Genomic DNA, 25,630 nt, shown 5'->3' with positions numbered 1-25,630 from the left:
ACAATTACGTATAAACGTTTTAAAACGTTTATGTCAGCATGATATACATTGTTAAAGAGCGACTGTTCGATGAACAGTGATAAGGCAACGCAATTTCGGCGTTTGACTTATCAATGGTCACAAAACATCAACAAACGGTTGGTAACGTACAACATAATGGTGGAGCCAAGCGGGATCGAACCGCTGACCTCCTGCGTGCAAGGCAGGCGCTCTCCCAGCTGAGCTATGGCCCCATTTTTTTTGCCGACCTAACCTCTTGCCATTAATTTCTGTGAAACAAGGCAAAATGCAACGACGTATAGCCTGCTATACGAGGAGCATTTTAATGCAGTATCACAGGAATTTGGTGGGTCTGGGCAGACTTGAACTGCCGACCTCACCCTTATCAGGGGTGCGCTCTAACCAACTGAGCTACAGACCCAAGAGGGGATCGTGCTTAAACCGTTTGCTCTATTATCTGATCAGGTAATTCATTGTGAGCGCTTACCGCGAGGGATGATGCATCGTTTAAGGAGGTGATCCAGCCGCAGGTTCCCCTACGGCTACCTTGTTACGACTTCACCCCAGTCATGAACCACACCGTGGTGATCGCTTTCCCGAAGGTTAAGCTAACCACTTCTGGTGCAGTCCACTCCCATGGTGTGACGGGCGGTGTGTACAAGGCCCGGGAACGTATTCACCGTGACATTCTGATTCACGATTACTAGCGATTCCGACTTCACGGAGTCGAGTTGCAGACTCCGATCCGGACTGAGACCGGCTTTTCGGGATTAGCTGACTCTCGCGAGCTCGCAACCCTTTGTACCGGCCATTGTAGCACGTGTGTAGCCCTACTCGTAAGGGCCATGATGACTTGACGTCGTCCCCACCTTCCTCCGGTTTGTCACCGGCAGTCTCCTTAGAGTTCCCGGCATTACCCGCTGGCAAATAAGGACAAGGGTTGCGCTCGTTACGGGACTTAACCCAACATTTCACAACACGAGCTGACGACAGCCATGCAGCACCTGTCTCTGCGTTCCCGAAGGCACCAAGTGATCTCTCACAAGTTCGCAGGATGTCAAGAGTAGGTAAGGTTCTTCGCGTTGCATCGAATTAAACCACATGCTCCACCGCTTGTGCGGGCCCCCGTCAATTCATTTGAGTTTTAACCTTGCGGCCGTACTCCCCAGGCGGTCGACTTATCGCGTTAACTTCGCCACAAAGTGCGCTAGGCACCCAACGGCTGGTCGACATCGTTTACGGCGTGGACTACCAGGGTATCTAATCCTGTTTGCTACCCACGCTTTCGCACCTCAGTGTCAGTGTCAGTCCAGAAGGCCGCCTTCGCCACTGGTATTCCTCCCGATCTCTACGCATTTCACCGCTACACCGGGAATTCTACCTTCCTCTCCTGCACTCTAGCTTGACAGTTCCGGATGCCGTTCCCAGGTTGAGCCCGGGGCTTTCACAACCGGCTTATCAAGCCACCTACGCGCGCTTTACGCCCAGTAATTCCGATTAACGCTTGCACCCTCCGTATTACCGCGGCTGCTGGCACGGAGTTAGCCGGTGCTTCTTCTGCGAGTGATGTCTTTCCTAATGGGTATTAACCACTAGGCGTTCTTCCTCGCTGAAAGTGCTTTACAACCCGAGGGCCTTCTTCACACACGCGGCATGGCTGGATCAGGCTTTCGCCCATTGTCCAATATTCCCCACTGCTGCCTCCCGTAGGAGTTCGGGCCGTGTCTCAGTCCCGATGTGGCTGATCATCCTCTCAGACCAGCTACGGATCGTTGCCTTGGTGAGCCATTACCTCACCAACTAGCTAATCCGACATAGGCTCATCCAATAGCGAGAGCCGGAGCCCCCTTTCTCCCGTAGGACGTATGCGGTATTAGCCTGGGTTTCCCCAGGTTATCCCCCACTATCGGGCAGATTCCTATGCATTACTCACCCGTCCGCCGCTCGTCAGCGGGTAGCAAGCTACCCCTGTTACCGCTCGACTTGCATGTGTTAGGCCTGCCACCAGCGTTCAATCTGAGCCATGATCAAACTCTTCAGTTTAAAATCATTGTGATGCTTACTCGCCACCCAAAGGTAACAAAAGCGCATCAAACTTGGCTCAAGGTTCAAACGAATTCATTCAAACTTTCGTTTTCATGACCGCTTGCCTTGATATTTGGTGACTTATCACCCTCATCGGCAAGCGCCCACATGAATTACCTGATCAAATTGTTAAAGAGCTGTTTTCGCTGCTGAACTTCCGAAGAAGTAACTGACTAGCCGATGAACTGGCTTGCCTCAGCGAGGAAGGCGTATTCTACGCATTTCCTGGTGTTTGTCAATCACTGTTTTGAGTGAGTGAAGCGAGTGAGCGAAGAAAGCGAGATAACGTTGCTTTCTGGCGTGGCTCGTTTCAAAAAGCGTTGGAAGACATCGAAGCATGCTGCTGCTGAGTTCTTCTAACTCTCTGACAAACCGAAGGTTTTCACCTTCAATCACCGCTGGTAACGCTGTGCGTCCCCGGCAGCGGATGCGTACTTTACGGATTCGCTGCCGTCTTGGCAAGTGGTTTTTTGAGAAAGTTATCGAAAACGTTAGGTAAGCGTCACACGAGCATAACGTTTCTTACCTGCCTGGATAACGTAGGCGCTACCCGTAGCCAGCATCGTGTCCTGGGCAACAAAATCCCCATCGACTTTCACACTACCGTTTTTCAACATGTCTTTGGCTTGCGCACTGTTCTTGGTGAGACCAGAGCGATTGAGTACTGCCGCGATAGGCGCCTGCTCATTACCTTCGAAATCTACTTCTACTTCAGGTAGGTCTTCCGGCAACTCACCTTCCGCTAGCTGATTACCCGCCGACTTGTGTGCATTGGCGGCAGCTTCATCGCCGTGGTAACGGGCAATAAGCTCACGGGCTAGCTCCATTTTCACGTCACGCGGATTAGCCCCCGCCTCAACGCTCTGCTTGAGCGCATCGATCTCTTCGTTGGATTTCAAAGAGAGCAGCTCAAAGTAACGCCACATTAAGCTATCGGGCATAGACACTAGCTTATTGAACATAGAGCCCGGCGCTTCATCGACACCAACATAGTTGCCCAACGACTTGGACATTTTCTGCACGCCGTCCAGGCCTTCGAGCAGCGGCATGGTGATCACGACCTGAGGCTCTTGGCCGAAGTGCTTTTGAATTTCTCGGCCCATCAACAGGTTAAATTTCTGATCGGTCCCACCTAACTCAACATCCGCCTCAAGCGCGACTGAGTCGTAGCCTTGGACGAGCGGGTAGAGAAACTCGTGGATCGCGATAGATTGGTTAGCTTTATAACGCTTTTCAAAGTCATCACGCTCAAGCATCCGCGCGACCGTGCTTTGCGCTGCCAACTCAATCATTTTAGCGGCGCTTAATTCACCAAACCATTCGGCGTTAAAGCGCACCTCGGTCTTTTCGGGATCGAGGATTTTAAATACCTGCTCTTTATAGGTTTCGGCGTTGGCTTTTACATCAGCCTCGGTGAGCGGTTTACGAGTAACGTTTTTGCCAGTGGGGTCACCGATACGACCAGTGAAATCCCCGATCAAGAAAATAACGGTGTGCCCGAGATCCTGGAACTGGCGCATTTTCGTCAGCAGCACACTATGCCCAAGGTGCAAATCAGGTGCTGTCGGATCAAACCCTGCTTTAATACGCAGCTTACGGCCAGACGCCAGCTTTTTCTTCAGCTCATCCTCTACCAGGATTTCATGCGTGCCTCGCGACAGTAGCGCTAACGCCTGATCCACGTCACTCATTGCCTCTCTCTCCATGTAATATGTGCCATATAGGCGTCAGATATTGAATAACCGGCGATGTTACCATGCCCTATCGCCTTGGTTGAGCCTTCACTACGTTTTGGATGAGCAGCTTTATGAAAACGCCCCACCCTACCTTACCGTCGTATTATGTTGGCTTAATGTCGGGCACCAGCCTGGACGGCATCGATGCGGCGCTGGTCGCTATAACGCCGCACTCGCCACCTGAGCTCATTGCTACGCATGCGTCGCCCATGCCTCAGTCGCTTCATAACCTACTGCTGAACTTGTGTCATGCCGAGCAAGTGAGCTTTGCTGAGCTGGCAGCGGCCGAAACCGAATTTTGCCAGCTACAAGCAAACGCCGTGAAAGCACTGCTGACCCAAGAGGGTGTCACCGCAGAGCAAATTCACGCTATCGGTAGCCACGGGCAAACCATAGAGCACGCCCCCGGCGGCCACCACGGCGGCCCTGCCTATACACTACAGCTGGACAACCCCAGCCTGTTGGCCGAATTAACCGGCTGCACGGTGGTGGCTGATTTTCGCCGACGAGACTTAGCCGCTGGTGGTCAAGCAGCGCCGCTTGCACCAGCGTTTCATCAAGCCCTTTTTGGTCGCCAGACAAGCGAGCAGCTTGTTTTAAACCTAGGAGGCTTTGCGAATCTGACGTGGCTACCCAGCGATACCAGCATTCCTGCCATTGGCTTTGATACAGGACCCGCTAATGTGCTGTTAGATGCTTGGTTCTCAAAACATCACGACGGACGCTTTGACCAAAATGGCACCTGGGCCTCTCGCGGACAGGTCGATCAAGCGCTACTAAAACGCCTGCTAAACGAGCCGTTTTTTCATCAACCGCCGCCGCGCAGCACCGGGCGCGAACTATTTCACTTGGCCTGGCTAGAAAACAAGCTAACGGGCAATGAAACGGCTTGCGATGTGCAAACCACGTTAGCGGAACTGACCGCGATAAGCGTTGCCCAGGGCATTCAGCAATTGTCTGCGACCCACGATAGCATGACATTAATTGCTTGCGGCGGCGGTGCACATAACAGCTATTTAATGGCGAGACTAGCGGCGCATTTGCCCCATGCGACGTTTAAGTCTCCCGCCGACTTAGGCTGGCCCGAAGACTGGATTGAAGCAGGCGCTTTTGCCTGGCTCGCCCATCAACGTTTACATGGCCTGCCCGGCAACTTACCTTCCGTCACTGGTGCCAGTGGCCCGAGAGTTCTGGGTGGCATTTACGCCTGCTGATTGACACCAGCGCTCCCCATGGCAGGTAGATTAAGTCAACGGCTAACACCATCAGCACGTATCATAGGTGGAAGCCCAGCAGAAAGGTGCCGATTAGATGCATTCTGCTTTGCCGAGAACACCAGCAGTTCGGTAATATCCACCTCTCTTTTCCCAGCAGTGGTAAGGTGCTTGAGTATGACAGACATCGCGCTTCCCGAGTCACTCGCCCAGGCCCGCGAACGCCTGAATAACGCATTAAAAAAGGCTGAACGCCCACTCGATAGCGCAACGCTGCTAGCCGTTAGTAAAACAAAGCCCGCTTCCATGATTCGCCAAGCCTGGCAGCATGGGCAGCGTGAATTCGGCGAAAACTATCTGCAAGAAGCACTGGAAAAACAATCCGAACTGGCCGACTTAGACGATATTGTGTGGCATTTTATTGGTCCACTACAGTCCAACAAAACCCGCGCAGCGGCAGAAAGCTTCGCTTGGGTACATAGCGTTGACCGCTTAAAAATAGCCAAACGGCTTAGCGAGCAGCGCCCGGAACACTTACCACCGCTCAACATTTGTTTGCAGGTCAATATTAGCCGCGAGGCTTCTAAGTCGGGCGTCATGCCCGATGAGGTCATGGCACTAGCGAAAGAAGTGGCCGCCCTGCCACGGCTGTGTCTACGTGGACTCATGGCGATTCCGGCCCCGGCTAACAGCCTTGCAGAACAGCGGGCGCCGCTTGCGGCCTTGCGACAACTTTTGGAAACCCTTCAGGCAGCGCTACCGGATGCCCCTCTGGATACGCTATCGATGGGGATGAGCGACGATTTAGAAGCCGCTGTTTTAGAGGGCGCAACGCTGGTACGTTTAGGAACGGCGATTTTTGGCGCACGCACCACTCAACACGCTACTCAATAACACTGCTAATTGAAGAGCGTAAAGACGACTGACAGCCCATGCTGCCCGATGCAGCTTTTTTACCCAAAAGGATACCCACATGGCGAGCAAGATTACCTTCATTGGCGCAGGCAATATGGCCAGCGCCATTATCGGCGGCCTCATCGATAGTGGTGTGTCTCCTAGCGACATCACGGCCACCGCACCTAATGAAAGCGAGCTAACGCCTTTAGCAGCACGCTTAGGAATTAACACAAATACCGATAATAACGCCGCCGTCGAAGATGCCGACGTGGTCGTACTGGCAGTAAAACCCCAGATTATGCGCAGCGTATGTGAAGCGATGCGGAATAACGTACAACAGCAATCACCGCTGATTATTTCGATCGCGGCAGGCCTCGATGCAGCCACCATTGATCAATGGCTAGGCGGTAATAATGCGTTAGTTCGTTGCATGCCCAACACTCCTGCATTGGTCGGCATCGGTGCCAGCGGCTTATATGCCAATAGCGCGGTGAGTGAGGAGCAACGCACGCTAGCAACGCAGCTTATGGAAGCGGTTGGCATTGTGGAGTGGGTTGAAGAAGAGAGCCTTCTTGATGCAGTGACTGCGGTATCAGGCAGTGCGCCGGCTTATTTCTTTCTAATGTTTGAGGCGATGGAAGAAGCCGCTGTCAAACTAGGCTTGCCTGCCGCTACGGCGCGACGCTTGGCCATTCAAACAGCGCTAGGCGCCGCCACTATGGCCCAGCGCAGCGACAAAGACCCGGCCACGCTTAAACAAAATGTTATGTCGCCAGGCGGCACAACAGAACGCGCCATTCAGCACATGGAAGATGCGCAACTACGCGCCACCATCAGCGACGCCATGCAGGCCTGTGCCCAGCGCGCAGAAGCAATGTCCAAGGAACTTAGCGCTAACTAAATACGCAACTTTGCAACGGAGAGGCCGCAATGGGTAGTCAAGTGGGCAGTGCCGGGTTAATGCTTGTTAACTCGTTAATCAATATTTATTTATTCTTACTGATGCTGCGCTTTTTGTTGCAGGCATCGCGGGCGGATTATTACAACCCGCTTAGCCAGTCAGTGGTTAAAATCACCCAGCCTGTTGTGGGGCTATTTCAGGGCTTCTTAGGCCCCGTCGCTGGGCGCTTTGACCTTGCCACGCTGGCCGCTGGTTTCGTGTTGAAAGTGGTTAGCATGCTGGCCATTTTCATGGTGATTGGCGTTGGCATGCCGCCCATTCCAGGACTACTGATTGCCGGCGTTGCAGCACTGGCTAACGCCATATTAAAGATCTATTTCTTTGCCATGATTGTGATGATTATTCTGAGCTGGGTCGCCCCGAATGCTAGCCACCCAGGTGCTTTGCTGGTGATGCAGCTAGTCGAGCCCATTATGGCTCCTGTTCGGAAAGTCATTCCGCCGCTGGGCATGATCGATTTATCACCCATCGTGGTGTTTATTGCGATTAATTTAGTGGATGGCTTAGTAGTGGGATCCTTGATTCGCGCTGCGGGTATCTCTGGCGCACTGGTTGGGCTTTAACCGCGCAACATTCCCCAGGGCCTCTTTTTAGCAGGATTTATTTTTTGCAGGACTAGCGCTTTCGATGCCTGATTCAGACACTCTCACTTTCGTTGACCGGCCGGCGGACTCCGTTGGCCTCGTCACCCCCCATGTAGCGAAATTTGATACGCCGCTGCCGCTTGCTTGTGGCAAGGTGCTGCCTGAGTACGAGCTTATCTACGAAACCTACGGCACGTTAAACGCTGAGCGTAGTAACGCTGTGTTGATCTGCCATGCGTTATCGGGGCACCACCATGCAGCGGGCTATCACGGTGACGAAGACCGCAAACCTGGCTGGTGGGATGCTCATATCGGCCCCGGAAAATCTATCGATACCAACCGTTTTTTTGTGGTATCGCTAAACAATCTGGGCGGCTGCCATGGCAGCACAGGTCCTGTTAGCCACAACCCTGAAACCGGCCGCCAGTGGGGGCCTGATTTCCCCATGGTCACTGTCAGTGACTGGGTAGCCAGCCAAGCGCGCCTAGCCGATCAACTGGGCATTGAGCGTTGGGCCGCAGCAGTGGGCGGCAGCCTGGGTGGTATGCAGGTACTTCAGTGGACAATGACTTACCCTGAGCGTGTCGCCAATGCGGTAGTGATTGCCGCCACCCCCCGGCTTTCCGCCCAGAATATTGCCTTTAACGAAGTGGCTCGTCAGGCGATTCGCTCTGACCCTGAGTTCTTCGGCGGTTGGTATGCAGAGCACGACACGGTCCCCAAGCGTGGCTTGAAACTGGCACGCATGGTGGGCCACATCACCTACCTCTCCGAAGATGCAATGGGCAGTAAATTTGGCCGCGACCTACGCAGCAACGACTTGAACTTTGGGTTTGATGTCGAGTTCCAGGTTGAGTCTTATCTGCGCTATCAGGGCGATACCTTCTCCACCGCCTTTGACGCTAACACCTACCTGTTAATGACTAAGGCCCTTGACTACTTCGATCCCGCAGCCACTCAAGCAGGCGACCTAGCCAGTGCACTAGCACCAGCAAAGTGCCCTTTTCTGGTTGTTAGTTTTACGACTGACTGGCGCTTCCCACCTTCTCGTTCTCGAGAACTCGTCGACGCGCTCACCCGCGCTGGCAAATCGGTTAGCTATGCCAATATCGACTCTCCTCACGGGCATGATGCCTTCTTACTGCCCGAGCCGCGTTACCACGCTCTGTTCAGCGCATTTATGACGCGCATTGCCCGAGAGCTGAATATCGAAGAAACAGCCAGGGAGGAGCCCCTGTAATGCGTGCGGATCTTGAACTGATTTACGACTGGGTACCCCAAGGGGCTCATGTGCTGGATTTAGCCTGCGGTGATGGCGCCCTGCTTGAGCGCTTGGCACAGGAGAAAAATGTTACCGGCTACGGTTTAGAGATCGACCCCGACGGTATTACCCAGTGTGTCGCCAGGGGCGTGAACGTTATTGAGCATAACCTGGATGATGGCTTGGGTAGTTTCTGCGACAACAGCTATGATCAAGTCATTATGACCCAAGCGCTTCAGGCGCTACGTCGCCCGGATAAAATGCTTGATGAAATGTTACGCGTCGCCGAGGAAGGCATTATCACCTTTCCTAATTTTGCTTATTGGCGACACCGAATTCATCTTGGCCTACGTGGCTATATGCCGGTCTCTAAATCGCTACCCCATGCCTGGTATGACACACCCAACATCCATCTTTCTACCTTTAACGACTTCGAGCATCTGTGCCGTGAAAAAGGGTTGGTGATTGTTGATCGCGCAGTAGGGGTTGGCGATCACAAAGGGCACTGGACATCCAAGTGGTGGCCCAACTTGTTCGGTGAAATTGCTATTTTTAGAGTGCGCCGTCGCTAATTTATTTTACGTTGACTAGCCTTATCGACCCATAAGAGGAGACCTGCCATGGTTTATCGAGCGTTACGCAGAACGACCCTGCTTACTACGCTGCTTTGCTCACTGCTCCTCGCCACACAAGCGGTAGCTGAGCAGCTGGTTCGGATAGGCGACTACGAGATCCATTACAGTGCTGTGGCCACCAGCTTCCTCACCCCAGAAGTTGCCCAAGCGCACGGTATTCAGCGCAGCGCAGGTCATGGACTGGTTAATGTGAGCGTACGAGAACGCCAAGAGGACGGCAGCACCCGCGCCGTTAACGCTAGCGTACAAGGCCACGTGACAGGCCTCACCGACGTCCAAGAATCGCTAAGCTTTCGTACGGTGCACGATGGTGATGCCACTTATCACTTGGCCACCTTTGCCCTGCGCCACGACGAGCCCACACGTTTTAACTTGGACGTTCGCTACGACCGCAATGCCAGTCCCGAGCGGGTCAGTTTTATTCAGCGTTTTTATATCGAGCGTTAAATTCGCACCGGTAGCGGTCGTGCTAATCGCACCGCTACCGGCGCTCCTGCCTGCCAATCTAGCGTAATACCGTAAGCCAACACCTCAACCCCAGCATCCACCGCTGCGGCTAGCGCCGCCGCATAGATGGGATCGATATGGGCCGCTGGGGCTACATCGTGAATACCTTCATGGGCGACACAAAACAGCAGTACGGCCCTTTCTCCCTGCTCGGCAAGCGCAGTTAATGTATGCAAATGCTTGGTGCCCCTCACGCTGACCGAGTCAGGAAAATAACCATGGCCATCAGCTTCTTTAAGAGTGACCTGCTTAACTTCAATAAAAACCTCGCCCTTATCAGGATCACTCAGCCGGAAATCGAGCCTTGCGTCACTGATCTTCACTTCCCGCTTGAGTGTTTGATAGCCTGCCAGTGGCGCAATATCACCGGCTAAAATGGCCTCCTCCACGATGCGGTTGGCGCGGCCAGTGTGAACAGAAGCCAGCGCCAAGGCACCCTCTGTCTGTGGCAGCTCAATCCATTCCCAGGTCCAGGCCAGCTTGCGCTTGGGATTATCACTCCGTGACAGCCACACTTGACAGCCAGGCACATTCACCGCCTTCATCGAGCCCGTGTTGGGGCAATGGGCAACGACTTCCTCGCCAGTCTCCAGCCTTACATCGGCTAAAAAGCGTTTATAACGACGCAACAACACCCCAGACACCAACTCAGGATAGGTCGTCATAGCCGGCTCACGAAACGACCAATGCGCTCTACGGCCTCCTGCAACCGTTCAACGCTGTTAGTAAAGGCGATGCGCACATGGTGTTCGCCGCCCTCCAGCGCAAAATCAATGCCCGGAGTGATTGCCACGTTCTCCTCGACCAGCAACCGCTCACAGAATGCCTGGCTATCTCGGCTGTAATGGGAAATATCCAACCACAGATAAAAAGCCCCTTGAGGTGGCAGATCCGGGGCAAGCCCCAACTGCGCTAGCCCATCCAACAACACTTGGCGTCGCTGCTTGAGCGTCGACCTACGCGCTTCCAAAATGTCGCGACACTCTGGAGTGAAGGCGGCCAACGCCGCATGCTGGGAAGGGGTCGGCGCGGCAAGGAAGACGTTTTGCGCCAGCCTAGTAAGCGGCTCGACGGCATGTTCAGGCGCCACCAACCAGCCCAAGCGCCAGCCTGTCATGCCGAAATATTTAGAGAAACTGTTCACCACGAAGGCCTGGTCGGAAAGCGATGTCGCCGATAGCGGTGCATCGTCATAATTCAAGCCTTGGTAAATCTCATCGACAATCACCTCGCCGCCTTTCGCAGCTACCGTGTTGATAACTGCGGTTAGCGCCTCAGCGCCTAACGTGTGCCCCGTAGGATTAGACGGGGAGGCCAGCATGGCTAAACACGTTTTAGCTTGCCAGTGCTGCTCAATCAGCGGCGCCGTTAACTGCCAACCGCTTTGACGCCCCACGGGAATGGCATCAATATCTGCGCCAGCTAAAGCCATAAAGTGACGATTACACGGATAGTTGGGATCGGCCATCAACACACGGTCGCCTGTTTCGACCAGTAACTGGCTAGCCAGCAGCAGTGCTCCAGAGGCCCCTGGGGTTACCAAAATACGTGAGGGGTCAACGGTGGCATTAAAATGCTCGGCGTAATGTCTTGAAATCGCCTCACGCAGCGACGCTAGGCCTGCCGCAGGTGTATAGCGCGTTTTGCCTGTTGCCAACGCTTGCTGGCCTGCTGCTACAATCGGTGCTGGCGTCGCGAAATCAGGTTCGCCGACCTCTAGGTGAATCACATCGTGGCCGTCGGCCTCTCGAGCCTGGGCCATTTCCAATAGATGCATCACGCGAAAAGGTGCAACGTGATTTACACGTGAATTCCAGGCCATAACGGTTCCTTCACTAAATGGTAGAGAAATCATGACGCAGGTCGTTGAAGAGGCAAGACCATGGTCGAAAATACGCTATTATGCTTGCATAGCGCGCATTTTTCAGCTAAACAAGCATCCCTTTGGCGTGAGATCGTGACACACACTCATGGTCGATCAGCAGTCACATACGTAAGGGGCACTCCCATGCCAGTAGCGGAAAAGAAACCGGAAGCGTCCAAGTCCTTCACCCCGTATGAGCCAGCACCGGGCGAAGAGTATATGAACGAGAAGCAGCTCGCACACTTCCGCCAGCTCCTTCTAGACTGGAAACAAGATCTCATGGAAGAGGTGGATCGTACCGTACGCCACCTGCAGGAAGACGCTAATAACTACGCTGACCCCGCTGACCGCGCTACTCAAGAAGAGGGCTTCAGCCTGGAGCTGCGTACTCGGGATCGCGAACGCAAGTTGCTGAAAAAGATCAACGAAACCATCGAAAAAATCGATGAAGACGACTACGGCTTTTGTGAAGCCTGCGGCGTTGAAATCGGCATTCGCCGCCTTGAAGCCCGCCCCACGGCAACGCTGTGCGTGGACTGTAAAACGCTGGCAGAGCTTAAAGAGAAACAGCTCGGTGGCTAACCATCGGCGCGAATACGCTACAAGCTGCTAGTTTGTTACAAGCTAAAGCGTCCAACGGGCACCCTTGAGGTGCCCGTTTTTGTTTGTCATCTTGTATTTATCGCTGTACTTATCATCGTAGTTAATCGCTGGCGCTATTTGAACAATTGATTCGGGCTGTCATGACCCATACCACGCACTACCGAGGACGTTTCGCTCCCACACCGTCAGGGCCACTGCATCTTGGCTCGCTAGTCGCCGCCCTAGGCAGCTATTTAGACGCCCGCGCTGTTGGCGGGCAGTGGCTGGTGCGCATTGAGGATATCGACCCGCCCCGCTGCCCTGAAGGCGCTGCTGATACCATTCTGCGTCAGCTTGACGCCTTTGGGCTTCATTGGGATGAAGAAATCCGCTGGCAGCATCAACGTAATGGGGCTTATCAGCAGGCGCTCGATCAACTGGCTGCTCAAGGTTTAGCTTACCCGTGTAGCTGTTCGAGAAAGCAGTGGCAAGCGTTTTCAATCTATCCCGGCTGGTGCCGCGGGAACGTTCGTGATGCCACAAAGCCGGTTGCCTGGCGGCTGCGCAGCGACCTGGCAAAGCGCCCTATTACTTGGCAGGATCGGCTGTTTGGTTGCCAACAGTTCGACCCTGACGTTCTGGGGGATGTTGTGCTGAAACGCAAAGATCAGCTTTGGGCCTATCAGCTTGCCGTCGTAGTGGATGATGCGGATCAAGGCATTACCGATATTGTGCGCGGTTATGACCTGCTGGATAACACGCCCTGGCAAGGCCAGTTGCAGCAAGCGCTAGGCTTATCAACTCCCCGCTACCTACATTTACCGCTCGTGGTTACTCAAGAGGGTCAAAAGCTTTCTAAGCAAAACCTGGCCCCTGCATTAGCCGAAGACGCCGACGGCATTCGCCAACAGCTGTTTCAAGCACTGCAACTACTCGATCAGGCCCCACCTGAAACGCTGGTTCAAGAGCCACCCGAAACGCAACTAAACTGGGCAATAGCACATTGGTCTGTTGAAAAGCTTATCGCTACCACCCACCGCCGCTATCAATCAGAGTCTTAATATGTACGTTTATCGCATACTGCTGTTCTTGGTGTTTGGCGGCTATTTGCTTTCGCCGCTACTGATGGATGGCTGGGGAGATCCAAGCGTTGCCTGGTATCGCCCATTTGCCATTTGGGGCGGCCTGATCGCGCTAACGCTTTGGCTTGAGCAAAAAAGGAAGTTAGATGAGCGTTGAGCTGTTAGGAGTAGTACTGCTGGGCTTAGGCTATCTTGCCTTACTGTTTGCTTGCGGCATGGCCGTTGAGCGTGGCTGGGTACCCGTGCGCATTACGCGCCACCCTATTGTGTACACCCTGGCGCTGGGCGTATACGCCAGCGCGTGGGCAATCTATGGCAGTGTGGAGCTTGCGGCGCAAGCAGGCTTTGGCTACCTGGCATATTACCTCGGTGCAGCCGGGGCTTTTCTGCTGGCGCCCATACTGCTTGTGCCCATACAACGCATTACTCGTACCTACCAGCTCTCTTCACTGGCGGATCTATTTGCGTTTCGCTACCGATCCCGCTGGGCAGGCACTCTGGTAACGTTGATCAGCCTGCTAGCCGTGATGCCGCTGCTGGGTATCCAGGTGCAAACCTTAAGCGATGCGGTCTACTTGCTCACCGGCAGCCGCTATAGCGCGGCGGCTACCCTGCTATTTTGCGGAGTGATCGCAGGCTGTGCGGTGTTGTTTGGCGCACGCCACAGCCACCGACATCGTCACGATACGCTACTCAGCGTGATTGCTTTTGAATCGATCATTAAACTACTGGCGATGCTTGGGCTAGGTGCCATTGCACTGTGGTGGGTATTTGATGGGCCTCACGGACTACAGCAGTGGTTAGAAGGGCCTGGAGCCGCAGCCCAAGCCGCAACGCCGCAATTTGAAGCCCCCCAATGGCGCACGCTGCTACTGCTGTTCTTTGCGGCCGCTTTCATGATGCCGCACCTGTTTCAGATTACCTTTGCAGAAAGCCTTTCTCGCCACACCCTGCTCCAAGCCAGTTGGACATTACCGCTATTTTTGCTACTGATGGCACTTCCAGTACCGTTGATTTGGTGGGCTGCACAATCGACAAACGAGACGGTTCCCGTCGCTGCCTACGCCGCCTTCTTGATGTCAGAACATTGGTGGGTGGGAGCGCTAGCCTTCATCGGCGGCCTTGCCGCCGCCAGTGGCACCATGATGATGATCGCGCTGGCGCTTTCAGGCATGGTGCTAAACCACGTGGTGCTAGTGGCTCGCCCCCCAGAGGCGCGTAGCGATTTATACGGCTGGCTGCTCTGGCTACGTCGCGGTTTAGTCGTCGCTGTGATTGCGGGCGGGTGGCTATTTGCTGAAAGCGTCGGTCGCTACCATTCGCTGACAAACTTGGGGCTCGCTGCATTTGTAGGCATGGCACAGTGCCTGCCTGGCATGCTGGCGTTGCTGTACTGGCCCGGTGCGAACCGCAAGGGCATGATCGCCGGGCTAATGAGCGGCATCATCATTTGGCTGTGGGGCCTATGGTTGCCGCTTTTGCTTGATCTCCCCATGCTCTCACTGCCCCTCACCCCTCTGATGTCTGCGGATGCGCCCATTTGGTATAACGTTACACTTGTTTCTTTAGCGGTGAATATTTTACTGCTCCTCATTGTGTCGTTATTTACCCGTATCTCAGAAGGCGAACGCTCTGCGGCTGAAGCATGTTCCGTAGATGCGGTCATTCGTTCAAAACGCCTACCACTGGAAGCAGCGACGGCAGGAGATTTCCCTACTTATCTTGCCCAAGCGTTGGGCGATGAAGCTGCCAGCCGTGAAGTTGACCGCGCACTGGCAGCGTTAAACCTGACACCTCAGGAGCGCCGCCCCTATGCACTGCGCCGCCTGCGCGACCGAATCCAGGCGAACCTATCCGGTTTAATGGGGCCTTCAGTTGCGCGAGATATTGTTGACCGTTACCTGCCCTACCGCCACGACGACGCCCCGGTCACTGACGATATTCATTTTGTTGAAAGCCGCCTTGAAGCTTACCGCTCTAGGCTCACTGGGCTGGCTCGGGAACTGGATGGCTTGCGCCGCCATCACCGGCAAACGCTAGCCTACTTGCCCGTAGGCTTGTGCGTGCTAGGCGACGATGATGAGCTGTTAATGTGGAATGAGGCGCTTTCGTCACTCTCTGGGATTAGCGGCGATAGCGTGATTGGCTCACGCCGAGATAGCCTGCCCCCACCCTGGCCCAATTTACTCGGTAGTGTACTCAACGCCAGCCATACGCCGTTGTATAAACAAGCCGTGTCGCTACATGACAAGGATTACTTCCTCACCCTTCACAAAGCGGTGTTAAGCGGACACGACAGCCGTGGCGGCAGCGTGATTTTGGTAGAAGACCATACTGAAATGAAGTGGCTAGAAGAGGAACTTGTCCACGCCGCGCGTTTGGCATCCATAGGCCAACTTGCGGCAGGCGTGGCACATGAAATAGGCAACCCTATCACGGGCATTTCGTCACTGGCCCAAAACTTGCGCTACGATACCGATGACCCAGCATTACTGGAAACGGCTGACCAAATTCAACAGCTAACCCAACGAGTCACCAAGATTGTTAACTCGCTGGTCGGTTTTGCCCACGGTGGCCGTCAGACTCTGCCACTGCCAGCATCTCCCGCCTCGCTCTCTACCGTTAGCGAAGACGCGCTGCACTTGATCCATTTAGCGCGCTCGGGGGAGGATGTAAGCTTTACCAATGACTGTCCGGATGACATCGTGGTGCGTGGCGATGCTCAGCGATTAACCCAGGTCATGGTCAACTTACTCAGTAATGCCAAAGACGCTTGCGACGCTCAGGGCACGGTTCATATTGAAGCAGGCAAACAGGCAAGCCATGCTTGGTGGCGAGTCACCGATGATGGCCACGGCATTGACCCAAGCGTGAAGCATCGCCTTTTCGAGCCGTTCACCACGACCAAGCCTGCGGGCCAAGGAACGGGGCTTGGGCTCTCGTTGGCCTACCAAATTATCAATGAGCACCAAGGCAAAATAGAGGTTGCGTCGCTGCCTCCAGGAAAGCCTCGCGGCACTGCCATCACGCTTTGGCTACCGCTTTACCAACAGGATGATCACCTACCTCATGCCCAGGATACTGATTGTTGAAGATGAAGCGATTATTCGCAGCGCTTTAAAGCGTTTACTCGAACGTCACAGCTATACCGTCAGCGAAGCGGGTAGCGCAGAAGAAGCACGTGAGCTGGCGCCTAGCGAGTTTGATCTAGTCATTAGCGACCTGCGACTGCCAGGTGATCCTGGCACCGCCCTAATTGAGGCCGCAGCACCCGCGCCGGTACTGATAATGACCAGCTATGCCAGCATGCGTTCGGCAGTCGACGCGCTTAAGCAAGGGGCTGTGGACTATGTTGCCAAACCATTTGATCACACCGAGCTTTTAGAAACCGTCGAACGCATTCTGCATAAGCAGTCGATGCAGCAAGGCACGCCTCCGGATATCACCGATGAAGGAGGTGGGCGTCAAACGATGATCGGCAATTGCACGGCTATGCAGCAGGTTTACACGCGCATTCGCAAAACAGCCCCGGCAGACGTTACTGTGCTGATTCAAGGAGAATCCGGCACAGGTAAAGAGCTCGTTGCTCGGGCCATTCATCAGCAAAGCAAGCGCGCCAAAGCACCACTGATTTGCGTGAACTGCGCAGCAATACCTGAGACGCTGATCGAGTCAGAGCTTTTTGGCCATGAGAAAGGAGCGTTTACCGGCGCCAGCGCTGCCCGAACCGGGTTAGTGGAAGCCGCCGACGGAGGCACGCTGTTTTTAGATGAAATCGGCGAGTTACCACTGGATGCCCAAGCGCGGCTGTTACGCGTACTGCAAGAAGGTGAAATCCGTAAGATTGGTTCCGTCGAAACACGCCATGTGGACGTTCGTCTGATCGCCGCCACCCATAGGGACTTGCGCGCTCTGTCAAAAAGCGGGGAATTCCGACTAGATCTCTACTATCGCCTCAACGTTATGCAGATCGAACTACCACCGCTGCGCGACCGAGAAGAAGACGTATTGAAGATAGCCGACATCCTGTTAGATAAAGCCTGCAAACGTCATGATCGCCAGGGGCTTCGTTTGTCACGGGCTTCCCGACAGGACCTACGCGACTACCCTTGGCCTGGTAACGTACGCGAACTTGAGAATGCACTGGAGAGGGGTGTAATTCTAGCTGAGGGGCATTTGATTCACCCTGACGACCTCGGCCTTGGCCCTGTTACCAATCGACCTCACTCTTCAGCAGGTAACAGCTCCGCATTAGCCAATGAATCGTCTGCGCCAAGTGGCGATGACGACGACCTCTCTCTCGAGGACTATTTTCAGCATTTTGTGCTAGAGCATCAGGATCAAATGAGTGAAACCGAGTTGGCCCAAAAACTGGGAATTAGCCGTAAAAATTTATGGGAGCGGCGCCAGCGCCTAGGCATCCCACGTAAAAAAACCGCACGCCGCCCCAATTAGGTGGCGGCAATACCTATGATTAGTCATTCACCACCTCGCCTTCTACGACTAACGTCCAATAGATTGATTTGCATAAGAAATATCCAAAACCTCCCCATCAACCACTGTTACCTTCCCACACAACACGCCCCAAAAATCCCTTAAAAACGGGTAACACTATGCGTTGCGATTAGTTCCCTGGCATAGCCAATAAATTCCAAGCCCATGAAAATAAAAGAATAAAAAATGGGTGGCACAGCAAGTGCAATATTACTGGGCAAGAAGAACAAAATGGGCAGCGCGGACGTCGCTAACAAAAACAACATGACACCGCCCCAACCTGAGCCAAAACAAAAACAACAGGGCCAGGCAGAGATCATAGTACTAACAAGAACAACAGGCTTGAGTCTCACAACTTGCTAGCGCTAAGCAGAATAGGCGCAGCGAACAATAACAACAGTCAGCAAGTGCCCAAAAAAGGACGCGACGTACACAAAGAATCTGCTCCCAAACAAAAACAACAGCAGCATGTGTGTACACCCCGGAACCAATAACAACACGCCGGGAGAAAAAGTTCGCGGTTGGATTATTGTTTTGAATACGAGGCGGTCGGAATCAGACTGGTTCTCACGCCTACCGACTGCGGTGCGTATTCAGAGCGATGTGCCATCATGAAGAAAAACAACAGCATGGACGCTGATTGTCTGCTTTATAGGGGAGGCTCTTGTAGCCTCCCCTTTCCGCGTTTAAAGCAGTCGTCTTTTACAAACCCTGCTCCAGTGCTTTGCAAGCCTCAAGGGGTCGGCTACACTCAGCAACTTACCGCTATCCTTGCGGTCATTTTTTCGCTACGTTTTTCGATACTGTTTTCGATAATACTGTTTTCGATACCCTGCGAGTCGATATCGCCGCATGTTTAAAGGATTTACCCGTTTATTACATAGCCCGGGAGAGCACTTGAAATCCCTGCTCGATTCCCCAGAGAGCGCCGCTGATGCGCTCAGTCCCCGTATTATTCCGCGCTCCGAGCACCCTGTTTCTCGTCAGCAAATCAGCGAGGCCGCGTTAAAGGTACTCTATCGCCTTAATGGCGCTGGATTTGATGCCTTCCTGGTTGGCGGCTGCATTCGTGATGCATTGCTGGGCAAAATGCCGAAAGATTTCGACGTTGCCACGAATGCAACGCCGGAACAGGTGCGCGACCTGTTTCGCAATTCGCGGCTGATTGGTCGGCGTTTTCGCATTGTGCACGTGCGCTTTGGTCGCGAAGTCATTGAAGTTACCACTTTTCGCGGCAAGCCTCAGGACGAGCACGGCGATCATATCGCCCAGCAGTCTGACGATGGCCTGCTATTGCGAGACAATGTGTGGGGCAACATCGAAGAAGACGCTCTACGGCGCGACTTCACCGTGAATGCGCTTTACTACAATATCGCTGACTTCACGATTCATGACTTTGCCAACGGCGCGCGTGATATTGAGTCGCGTACACTGCGATTGATTGGCGACCCTGTTACCCGCTATCGGGAAGACCCCGTACGCATGCTGCGTGCGGTGCGCTTTGCGGCCAAGCTCGATTTCACCATCGAGCCAGCCACTGAAGAGCCAATGTACGATCTGGCGCCGCTGTTACTGCAAATTCCTCCCGCCCGCTTGTTTGATGAAGTACTCAAGCTATTCATGTCGGGGCACGGCTTAATTACTTTCCGTTTACTGAGCCATTACAACTTGTTTGGCATGCTGTTCCCCGAAGCGGAAGAAGCTATGGCGGATGCCGCCTGGGCCGAAGATCTGATTGAACAAGCGCTCACTAACACCGATAAGCGCATTGCGGAAGGTCGGCCAGTTACGCCAGCCTTTCTGCTAGCCGCCTTTTTGTGGGCGCCAGTGGCACACCGTCAAGCTGAGCTTGAGCGCGAAGGCATGCCCGCAATTCCAGCGCTGCAAACTGCCGCCCAGCAGGTAGTCACTCGCCAGTTACAGCATATTTCGATTCCCAAACGCTTTGGCATGCCCATGCGCGATATTTGGGAACTACAGGCACGCCTTCCTCTACGCCGTGGCAAACGGGCATTTCAAACCCGCGAACACCCACGCTTCCGAGCCGCCTACGATTTGCTGCTGTTGCGTGAACAAGCAGGTGAAATACCGCGTGGCTTAGGCGATTGGTGGAATGCCTTCCAGCAAGGTGATGAGCACGAGCAACTTCGGCTGCTGCAAAAAGTAGGAAGTGATCCGGCAAGCCAGGGGGATCGTCGACGTAAAAAACGACGCAAACCACGTAAAACAGAGCAGTAAGAACACAATGTCACTTGCTTATATTGGCCTAGGTAGCAATTTGGATGACCCCGTCAGCCACATTCGCCAAGCCTTACGAGAACTGGACAAACTGCCTCTTTGCCGGTTGGTGGCTCAGTCGTCCCTATACGCTACACGGCCAATAGGGCCACAAGACCAGCCTGACTTTATTAACGCCGTGGCCGCCCTTGAAACTACGTTTTCTCCGCTGGCACTACTAGACCAGCTTCAAGGGCTAGAACAACGCCACCGTCGTCGGCGATTACGTCACTGGGGGCCGCGCACGCTGGATTTAGATCTGCTGCTTTATGATCAAGACACAATCGTGCGCCCTAGGCTTCAGGTGCCTCATCCTCATATGCATAAACGCGCCTTTGTACTAGCGCCTCTTGAAGAACTGGTGTCTGCCGCTCAATCAGAGCCAATAATGCTTTATCAACAGCCGCTTGCTGAGTGGCTGAAGCAGCTTGAGCAAAGCGGGATACAACGCTTAGACAATCTAAATGCTACCGTGACTGCTACCGTCTGACACAAATCTCGACACCAAGCCCCCATTCAGGTAACAATTGCCAGTTACGCCACTTCACGCTTGCAAGGATGCAACGTTAATAATGGTCGGCTGCCCACGTTGCATCGACCCACTTAGAAACTACGAGAGCACGCCATGAAAACCGTCACCCTGAGCACTCTGCAGGCGTATAAGCGCGCCGGCGAAACGTTCAGTTGCCTGACCGCTTACGATGCCTCTTTTGCCCATGCCGCCAGCGCTGCAGGCGTTGATGTTCTGCTAGTCGGCGATTCCCTAGGTATGGTCTTACAAGGGCACACTAGTACGCTTCCCGTGACTATGGAAGATATTTGCTACCACACACGCTGCACGGCGCGTGGCAAAGGCCATAGCCTGTTGATGGTGGATTTGCCGTTTATGAGCAACGCCACTACGGAACGTATGCTAGAAGATTCTGCCGCATTGATGCGTGCTGGCGCTGAACTGGTAAAAGTCGAAGGCGAAGCATGGATGGCCGACGGTATCCGTGAGATGACCCGCCGCGGCGTCCCGGTATGCGCCCACCTTGGGTTAACACCGCAAACGGTCTACCAGTTAGGTGGTTATAAAGTGCAAGGCCGCGAAGCCGCCCAGGCCGAACAAATCATCAATGATGCAAAAGTGCTCGTTGAGGCAGGTGCTTCCGTGATTTTGCTGGAGTGTGTACCAGCAAGTCTTGGTAAAGCGGTAACTGAAGCCTTAGACGTCCCAGTGATTGGTATCGGCGCAGGCCCTGATACCGATGGCCAAATTCTAGTCATGCACGACGTGCTAGGCGTTACTCATGGCCGCACGCCGCGCTTCGTCAAGAACTTCATGGCTGATGCTGAAAGCATTCAAAGCGCATTTGCACACTACCATGAAGCGGTTAAAACCCGCACTTTCCCAGCCGCTGAGCACTGTTTTTAAGCGCCAACTGGAACGACCACGACCCTTTTATGCGCACTTTACGAGATATCCACGAATTACGCAGCACGCTCCGCGAATACCGCCAGCGTGGCCAACGCATTGCCTTAGTGCCCACTATGGGCAACCTGCATCAAGGTCACTTGGCGCTTGTGGCCAATGCTCGTCAGCACGCTGACGTCGTCATTTCAAGCCTGTTCGTGAACCCAATGCAGTTCGGTCCCGGTGAAGACTTGGACGCCTACCCACGCACATTCGAGGCAGACCAAGCGCAGTTGACCGATGCTGGCTGCGATATTCTCTTCGCCCCCACCGTCAGCGCGCTTTACCCCAATGGCCTAGCTGCCCAGACCCTCGTGCATGTCCCCGACGTAGGCGAAGGGCTGTGCGGAGGCTCGCGCCCTGGGCACTTTGATGGCGTTTCTACCGTGGTCAGCATGCTATTTAATCTGGTGCAGCCGGATGTGGCTTGCTTCGGTGAAAAAGATTACCAGCAACTTGCGGTCATTCGTAAGCTAGTGAGTGATCTACACATGCCTATCGAGATTATCGGCGTACCGATTGTGCGCGCCGATGACGGCCTAGCGCTCTCCTCTCGTAATGGTTATTTAAGTGCGTCTGAGCGCGCAAAGGCCCCCATGCTATATCGCACCTTATGCGAGCTACGCGATGCGTTAGAGCGCGGCACCCCCGCCGAAGAGGTACTACAACAGGGTAAAACGGCACTGTATGATGCTGGCTTTACGCCTGATTACCTTGAGCTACGTGACGCAACGCTTGCTCCTGTGGGCAGCTCGACACGCAGTGCCGTGCTACTAGCAGCGGCTAAGCTAGGCCCCGCTCGACTTATTGACAACATCAGCGTGCAGCTCCCAGACGCTGCCACTGACACTAGCGCGTAAGCTAGTTTCGCTATTTAGGAGTTTCTATGCACACGATTATGCTGAAAGCCAAACTGCATATGGCTCGCGTTACCCACGCGGTACTCAATTACGAAGGTTCCTGTGCTATCGACGGGGAATTGCTGGATATGGCCGGTATTCGCGAAAACGAGCAAATCCAGATCTATAACGTGGAAAACGGCGAGCGCTTCACTACCTACGCGATTCGTGGAGAAGAAGGCTCTCGGCTAATTTCCATCAATGGTGCAGCCGCGCATTTAGCCTCACCGGAACACCGAATCATTATTTGTAGTTACGCTCACTACTCTGAAGCAGAGCTTGAAAAGCATCAGCCAGCGCTTGTCTATCTGCAAGAAGGCAATCACGTTAGCCACACCAGTAACGCGATTCCTGTTCAATTAGCGTAAGCCAAGCAGTTGAGTAAGCAGCTATTTAACGGGCCGTTTAACGGCCCGTTTTTATTTGCCTAAAAAAGCGTATTGCCGCAATGCACAACCTTCCCCTATGCTGATAGATAAGTTCGACACAACATGCTAACAACAATGGAGAGTCCGCTTCCCCTGAAGCCTCTGTCCTCACTCGGAACGTTGCGTTACTTACCCAAGGAGTCATCATATGCAAGACGTGGTTATTGTCGCCGCTCGCCGCACCGCCGTAGGAAGCTTTGGTGGATCACTCGCTGGCATTCCTGCTAGCGATTTAGGTGCATTGGTTATTAAAGACATTCTCGCCTCTACCGGCGTTGCCCCAGAGCAAATTGATGAAGTGTTGCTAGGCCAAGTGCTGACAGCTGGCGTAGGCCAAAACCCTGCGCGCCAGGCAGCTATCAAAGCTGGTCTGCCTGATGCCGTTCCAGCCATGACGATCAACAAGGTATGTGGCTCAGGCCTCAAGGCCCTGCACTTGGCTACCCAAGCCATCCGTTGCGGTGACGCCAGCGTTATTCTGGCAGGTGGACAGGAAAACATGTCTGCGTCCCCCCATATCCTGCCTAACTCGCGTAACGGTCAGCGCATGGGCGACTGGAAAGCGATTGATTCCATGGTTCACGACGGCCTGTGGGATGCATTCAACAACTATCACATGGGTATTACCGCGGAAAACCTAGCGGAAAAATACAGTATCACTCGCGAAGCGATGGACGAGTTCGCGGCGGCCTCTCAGCAAAAAGCCGCGCAAGCTATCAGAGATGGTAAATTCAAAGGCCAGATCGTTCCTGTGGAAATTCCGCAGCGCAAAGGCGATCCAGTGGTGTTTGATACGGATGAGAACCCACGAGAAGTTACCGCTGAGAAACTAGGTGGTATGCGTCCCGCGTTCAAGAAAGACGGCACCGTTACCGCCGGTAACGCCTCATCCTTAAACGATGGCGCTGCAGTGGTAATGCTTTGCTCAGCAGAAAAAGCCAAAGAACTTGGCTTAGAGCCACTGGCGCGTATTGCCGCTTACTCTAACGCTGGCGTTGACCCGGCAATTATGGGCATTGGCCCAGCCCCAGCCACCCGCCGCTGCCTCGAAAAAGCGGGCTGGAGCCTGGACGACCTAGACCTTGTAGAAGCTAACGAAGCATTCGCTGCTCAAGCACTTTCAGTCAACAAAGAGTTGGGCTGGGATGTCAGCAAGGTGAACGTTAATGGCGGCGCTATTGCACTAGGCCACCCGATCGGCGCTTCTGGCTGTCGCATCTTGGTCAGCCTACTGCATGAAATGATTGCGCGTGATGCTAAGAAAGGCCTAGCTACCCTATGTATTGGCGGTGGTCAAGGTGTTGCACTGGCGATTGAACGTCCCTAAGCTCCACGTTTAGTGCGCTTAAACGTCATGCCCCCGCTACTTAGCGGGGGCATTTTTGTTAGCTTATTTTTACGGCTTTTTTTAAGGACTAGCGACGCTTCTCCCCTACAATGCTTGAAGGCGTTCGCCATACCAGTAAAGCACCGAGCAAAAACAGCACTGATGCCGCCCACATAGCAATCGGCAGGCTAGTACCATCGACGATACGTCCGCCAAACATGGCCCCTAAACCAATTGACATATTAAAGGTAAAGGCCATCAGCGCGGTGGCTGCCTCGGTATTAGGTGCCGTACGTATAATCCAGGTTTGAATACTCACTGACACGCTGCCAAAAACAGCTCCCCATACCATTAGCAGCAGGACGCCGCTGATAGGCTGAACACCCAGCAGTGGGAAAACAGCCACAACTAACAGTAACAGGCTAGGAATGGCCAGCACCGCCCGATAAGGGTGACGCCCAGCAAAGATACCTGCCGCGATATTACCCAAAATCCCGGCCGCCCCATATAGCAACAGCAAACTGCCAACATGGCGCTGAGCCACGCCACTAATCTCCTGCAGAATGGGGCTAATAAAGGTATAAGCAGCAAAGTGCCCAATAACAACAAAGCCAGTGGTTAACACCGCGACACGCACACCACGATTGCTAAACTGCTGCGCTAACATACGCAATCGTACCGGCTCTCTTGGCGGCAGTGGCGGTAGCCAACACCATAGTGCAATGGCGGTTAAAAGACTCAGCCCTCCTAGCGCGCCAAACGCCACCCGCCAGTTGCTCAGGTCCCCAAGCAGCGTGCCTAACGGCACCCCCAATACCGACGCAGCGGCCACACCACCGAAAATAATCGTCATGGCCTTGGCAACCTGATCGCTGGGCACCAGCCTTGGGGCAATACTGCCCGCAATGGCCCAAAACCCGCCGATACTAATACCCACCAATACACGGGCTGCCAGTAGTAACCCAAAGTTGCTGGCCACTGCTGAAAGCGCGCTGCCAATCACCATCACAATCATCATCACCGTGAGCATGACACGTCTATCTAAACGGCCTACCGCTACCGGCAGCAGCGGCGCAGAGAAAGCAGCAACCACTCCCGGCACGGTCACCATAAGGCCCGCCATACCTGGCGTGACACCCATTGACGACGCCACCTGGGACAATAACCCTATAGGCAGCTGCTCAGCTGTCACCAATAAAAAAATGCCGATCATTACGGCCACTACCGCCCACCAACGCGGCGCTTGCTCCTTCTCCATGTTCTCTTCTCTTTTCCTATACTGCCTATAAAACGACACCGCCCCCACAACTGAAAGCTGCGGGGGCGGCCGTTACGTCTACA

At 54.0% G+C, this 25,630-nt stretch carries 22 protein-coding genes, 2 tRNA genes, 1 rRNA gene and 1 pseudogene; 18 read left to right on the top strand and 8 right to left on the bottom strand.

The window, feature by feature from the left end; all coding sequences use genetic code 11:
• Positions 1 to 157: 157 nt before the first annotated feature.
• From NDQ72_02095 to tyrS, 4 genes are all read right to left on the bottom strand, one after another.
• A tRNA-Ala gene (locus NDQ72_02095) sits at positions 158 to 233 on the bottom strand.
• Between the two features lie 111 nt (positions 234 to 344).
• Positions 345 to 421: transfer RNA gene (locus NDQ72_02090), tRNA-Ile, on the bottom strand.
• 87 nt (positions 422 to 508) lie between these two features.
• Positions 509 to 2,043, bottom strand: a 16S ribosomal RNA gene (locus NDQ72_02085).
• Positions 2,044 to 2,576: 533 nt separating this feature from the next.
• Positions 2,577 to 3,776 carry a tyrosine--tRNA ligase gene (gene tyrS, locus NDQ72_02080; GenBank protein WKD28758.1) on the bottom strand — a complete coding sequence of 400 codons (1,200 nt, stop codon included), beginning with the start codon at positions 3,774 to 3,776 and terminating at the stop codon, positions 2,577 to 2,579.
• A 116-nt stretch (positions 3,777 to 3,892) separates the two neighbouring features.
• Here tyrS and NDQ72_02075 point away from each other — a divergent pair, with 116 nt between their 5' ends.
• Entirely contained in the window at positions 3,893 to 5,035 is a 1,143-nt protein-coding gene (locus NDQ72_02075) for an anhydro-N-acetylmuramic acid kinase (protein WKD28757.1), read from the top strand.
• Between the two features lie 38 nt (positions 5,036 to 5,073).
• Here the strand turns inward: NDQ72_02075 and NDQ72_02070 are convergent.
• Positions 5,074 to 5,178: pseudogene (locus NDQ72_02070) on the bottom strand (twitching motility protein PilT).
• A gap of 34 nt (positions 5,179 to 5,212) precedes the next feature.
• Here NDQ72_02070 and NDQ72_02065 point away from each other — a divergent pair.
• From NDQ72_02065 to NDQ72_02040, 6 genes are all read left to right on the top strand, one after another.
• Entirely contained in the window at positions 5,213 to 5,929 is a 717-nt protein-coding gene (locus NDQ72_02065) for a YggS family pyridoxal phosphate-dependent enzyme (protein ID WKD28756.1), read from the top strand.
• 79 nt (positions 5,930 to 6,008) lie between these two features.
• A complete protein-coding gene (gene proC, locus NDQ72_02060; GenBank protein ID WKD28755.1) occupies positions 6,009 to 6,833 on the top strand; it encodes a pyrroline-5-carboxylate reductase in 825 nt (274 codons plus the stop codon).
• Positions 6,834 to 6,862: 29 nt separating this feature from the next.
• On the top strand, positions 6,863 to 7,456 hold the full coding sequence (locus tag NDQ72_02055; GenBank protein ID WKD28754.1) for a YggT family protein: 594 nt from the start codon (positions 6,863 to 6,865) through the stop codon (positions 7,454 to 7,456).
• Positions 7,457 to 7,520: 64 nt separating this feature from the next.
• A complete protein-coding gene (locus NDQ72_02050) occupies positions 7,521 to 8,717 on the top strand; it encodes a homoserine O-acetyltransferase (protein WKD28753.1) in 1,197 nt (398 codons plus the stop codon).
• Complete coding sequence (gene metW / locus NDQ72_02045; protein WKD28752.1) at positions 8,717 to 9,310, top strand: methionine biosynthesis protein MetW; 594 nt, start codon at positions 8,717 to 8,719, stop codon at positions 9,308 to 9,310. The genes NDQ72_02050 and metW overlap by 1 nt, the downstream gene beginning before the upstream one ends.
• A 48-nt stretch (positions 9,311 to 9,358) precedes the next feature.
• Positions 9,359 to 9,820, top strand: a complete 462-nt coding sequence (locus tag NDQ72_02040) for a DUF4426 domain-containing protein (GenBank protein ID WKD28751.1) — start codon at positions 9,359 to 9,361, stop codon at positions 9,818 to 9,820.
• Here the strand turns inward: NDQ72_02040 and sfsA are convergent.
• Both sfsA and NDQ72_02030 read right to left on the bottom strand, forming a co-directional pair.
• Complete coding sequence (sfsA, locus tag NDQ72_02035) at positions 9,817 to 10,545, bottom strand: DNA/RNA nuclease SfsA (protein WKD28750.1); 729 nt, start codon at positions 10,543 to 10,545, stop codon at positions 9,817 to 9,819. The genes NDQ72_02040 and sfsA overlap by 4 nt on opposite strands.
• Entirely contained in the window at positions 10,542 to 11,702 is a 1,161-nt protein-coding gene (locus NDQ72_02030) for an aminotransferase class I/II-fold pyridoxal phosphate-dependent enzyme (GenBank protein WKD28749.1), read from the bottom strand. The genes sfsA and NDQ72_02030 overlap by 4 nt, the downstream gene beginning before the upstream one ends.
• A gap of 186 nt (positions 11,703 to 11,888) precedes the next feature.
• On the opposite strand from NDQ72_02030, the gene dksA reads away from it, so the two are divergent.
• From dksA to NDQ72_01975, 11 genes are all read left to right on the top strand, one after another.
• On the top strand, positions 11,889 to 12,326 hold the full coding sequence (gene dksA, locus NDQ72_02025; GenBank protein ID WKD28748.1) for an RNA polymerase-binding protein DksA: 438 nt from the start codon (positions 11,889 to 11,891) through the stop codon (positions 12,324 to 12,326).
• Positions 12,327 to 12,487: 161 nt separating this feature from the next.
• The gene (gene gluQRS / locus NDQ72_02020) at positions 12,488 to 13,387 is read left to right on the top strand and encodes a tRNA glutamyl-Q(34) synthetase GluQRS (protein WKD28747.1); all 900 of its coding nucleotides are present in this window, start codon (positions 12,488 to 12,490) and stop codon (positions 13,385 to 13,387) included.
• A gap of 1 nt (position 13,388) precedes the next feature.
• Positions 13,389 to 13,565: a hypothetical protein gene (locus NDQ72_02015; protein WKD28746.1), complete on the top strand. Its 177-nt coding sequence runs from the start codon at positions 13,389 to 13,391 to the stop codon at positions 13,563 to 13,565.
• Positions 13,555 to 16,500: an ATP-binding protein gene (locus NDQ72_02010; protein WKD28745.1), complete on the top strand. Its 2,946-nt coding sequence runs from the start codon at positions 13,555 to 13,557 to the stop codon at positions 16,498 to 16,500. The genes NDQ72_02015 and NDQ72_02010 overlap by 11 nt, the downstream gene beginning before the upstream one ends.
• On the top strand, positions 16,478 to 17,863 hold the full coding sequence (locus tag NDQ72_02005) for a sigma-54 dependent transcriptional regulator (GenBank protein ID WKD28744.1): 1,386 nt from the start codon (positions 16,478 to 16,480) through the stop codon (positions 17,861 to 17,863). The genes NDQ72_02010 and NDQ72_02005 overlap by 23 nt, the downstream gene beginning before the upstream one ends.
• Positions 17,864 to 18,754: 891 nt before the next feature.
• Positions 18,755 to 20,140 carry a polynucleotide adenylyltransferase PcnB gene (gene pcnB / locus NDQ72_02000; GenBank protein ID WKD28743.1) on the top strand — a complete coding sequence of 462 codons (1,386 nt, stop codon included), beginning with the start codon at positions 18,755 to 18,757 and terminating at the stop codon, positions 20,138 to 20,140.
• 7 nt (positions 20,141 to 20,147) lie between these two features.
• Positions 20,148 to 20,669, top strand: a complete 522-nt coding sequence (folK, locus tag NDQ72_01995) for a 2-amino-4-hydroxy-6-hydroxymethyldihydropteridine diphosphokinase (protein WKD28742.1) — start codon at positions 20,148 to 20,150, stop codon at positions 20,667 to 20,669.
• Positions 20,670 to 20,804: 135 nt separating this feature from the next.
• A complete protein-coding gene (panB, locus tag NDQ72_01990) occupies positions 20,805 to 21,596 on the top strand; it encodes a 3-methyl-2-oxobutanoate hydroxymethyltransferase (GenBank protein ID WKD28741.1) in 792 nt (263 codons plus the stop codon).
• A gap of 29 nt (positions 21,597 to 21,625) precedes the next feature.
• On the top strand, positions 21,626 to 22,495 hold the full coding sequence (panC, locus tag NDQ72_01985; GenBank protein ID WKD28740.1) for a pantoate--beta-alanine ligase: 870 nt from the start codon (positions 21,626 to 21,628) through the stop codon (positions 22,493 to 22,495).
• A gap of 26 nt (positions 22,496 to 22,521) precedes the next feature.
• On the top strand, positions 22,522 to 22,902 hold the full coding sequence (locus tag NDQ72_01980; GenBank protein WKD28739.1) for an aspartate 1-decarboxylase: 381 nt from the start codon (positions 22,522 to 22,524) through the stop codon (positions 22,900 to 22,902).
• 208 nt (positions 22,903 to 23,110) lie between these two features.
• Positions 23,111 to 24,289, top strand: a complete 1,179-nt coding sequence (locus NDQ72_01975) for an acetyl-CoA C-acetyltransferase (GenBank protein WKD28738.1) — start codon at positions 23,111 to 23,113, stop codon at positions 24,287 to 24,289.
• Between the two features lie 88 nt (positions 24,290 to 24,377).
• Here NDQ72_01975 and NDQ72_01970 read toward each other — a convergent pair whose 3' ends face one another.
• The gene (locus NDQ72_01970; GenBank protein ID WKD28737.1) at positions 24,378 to 25,547 is read right to left on the bottom strand and encodes an MFS transporter; all 1,170 of its coding nucleotides are present in this window, start codon (positions 25,545 to 25,547) and stop codon (positions 24,378 to 24,380) included.
• Positions 25,548 to 25,630: the final 83 nt, after the last annotated feature.

This window comes from Halomonas sp. KG2 (assembly GCA_030440445.1).
Taxonomy (GTDB): domain Bacteria; phylum Pseudomonadota; class Gammaproteobacteria; order Pseudomonadales; family Halomonadaceae; genus Vreelandella.
This window is presented reverse-complemented; position numbering and strand designations above follow the sequence as displayed.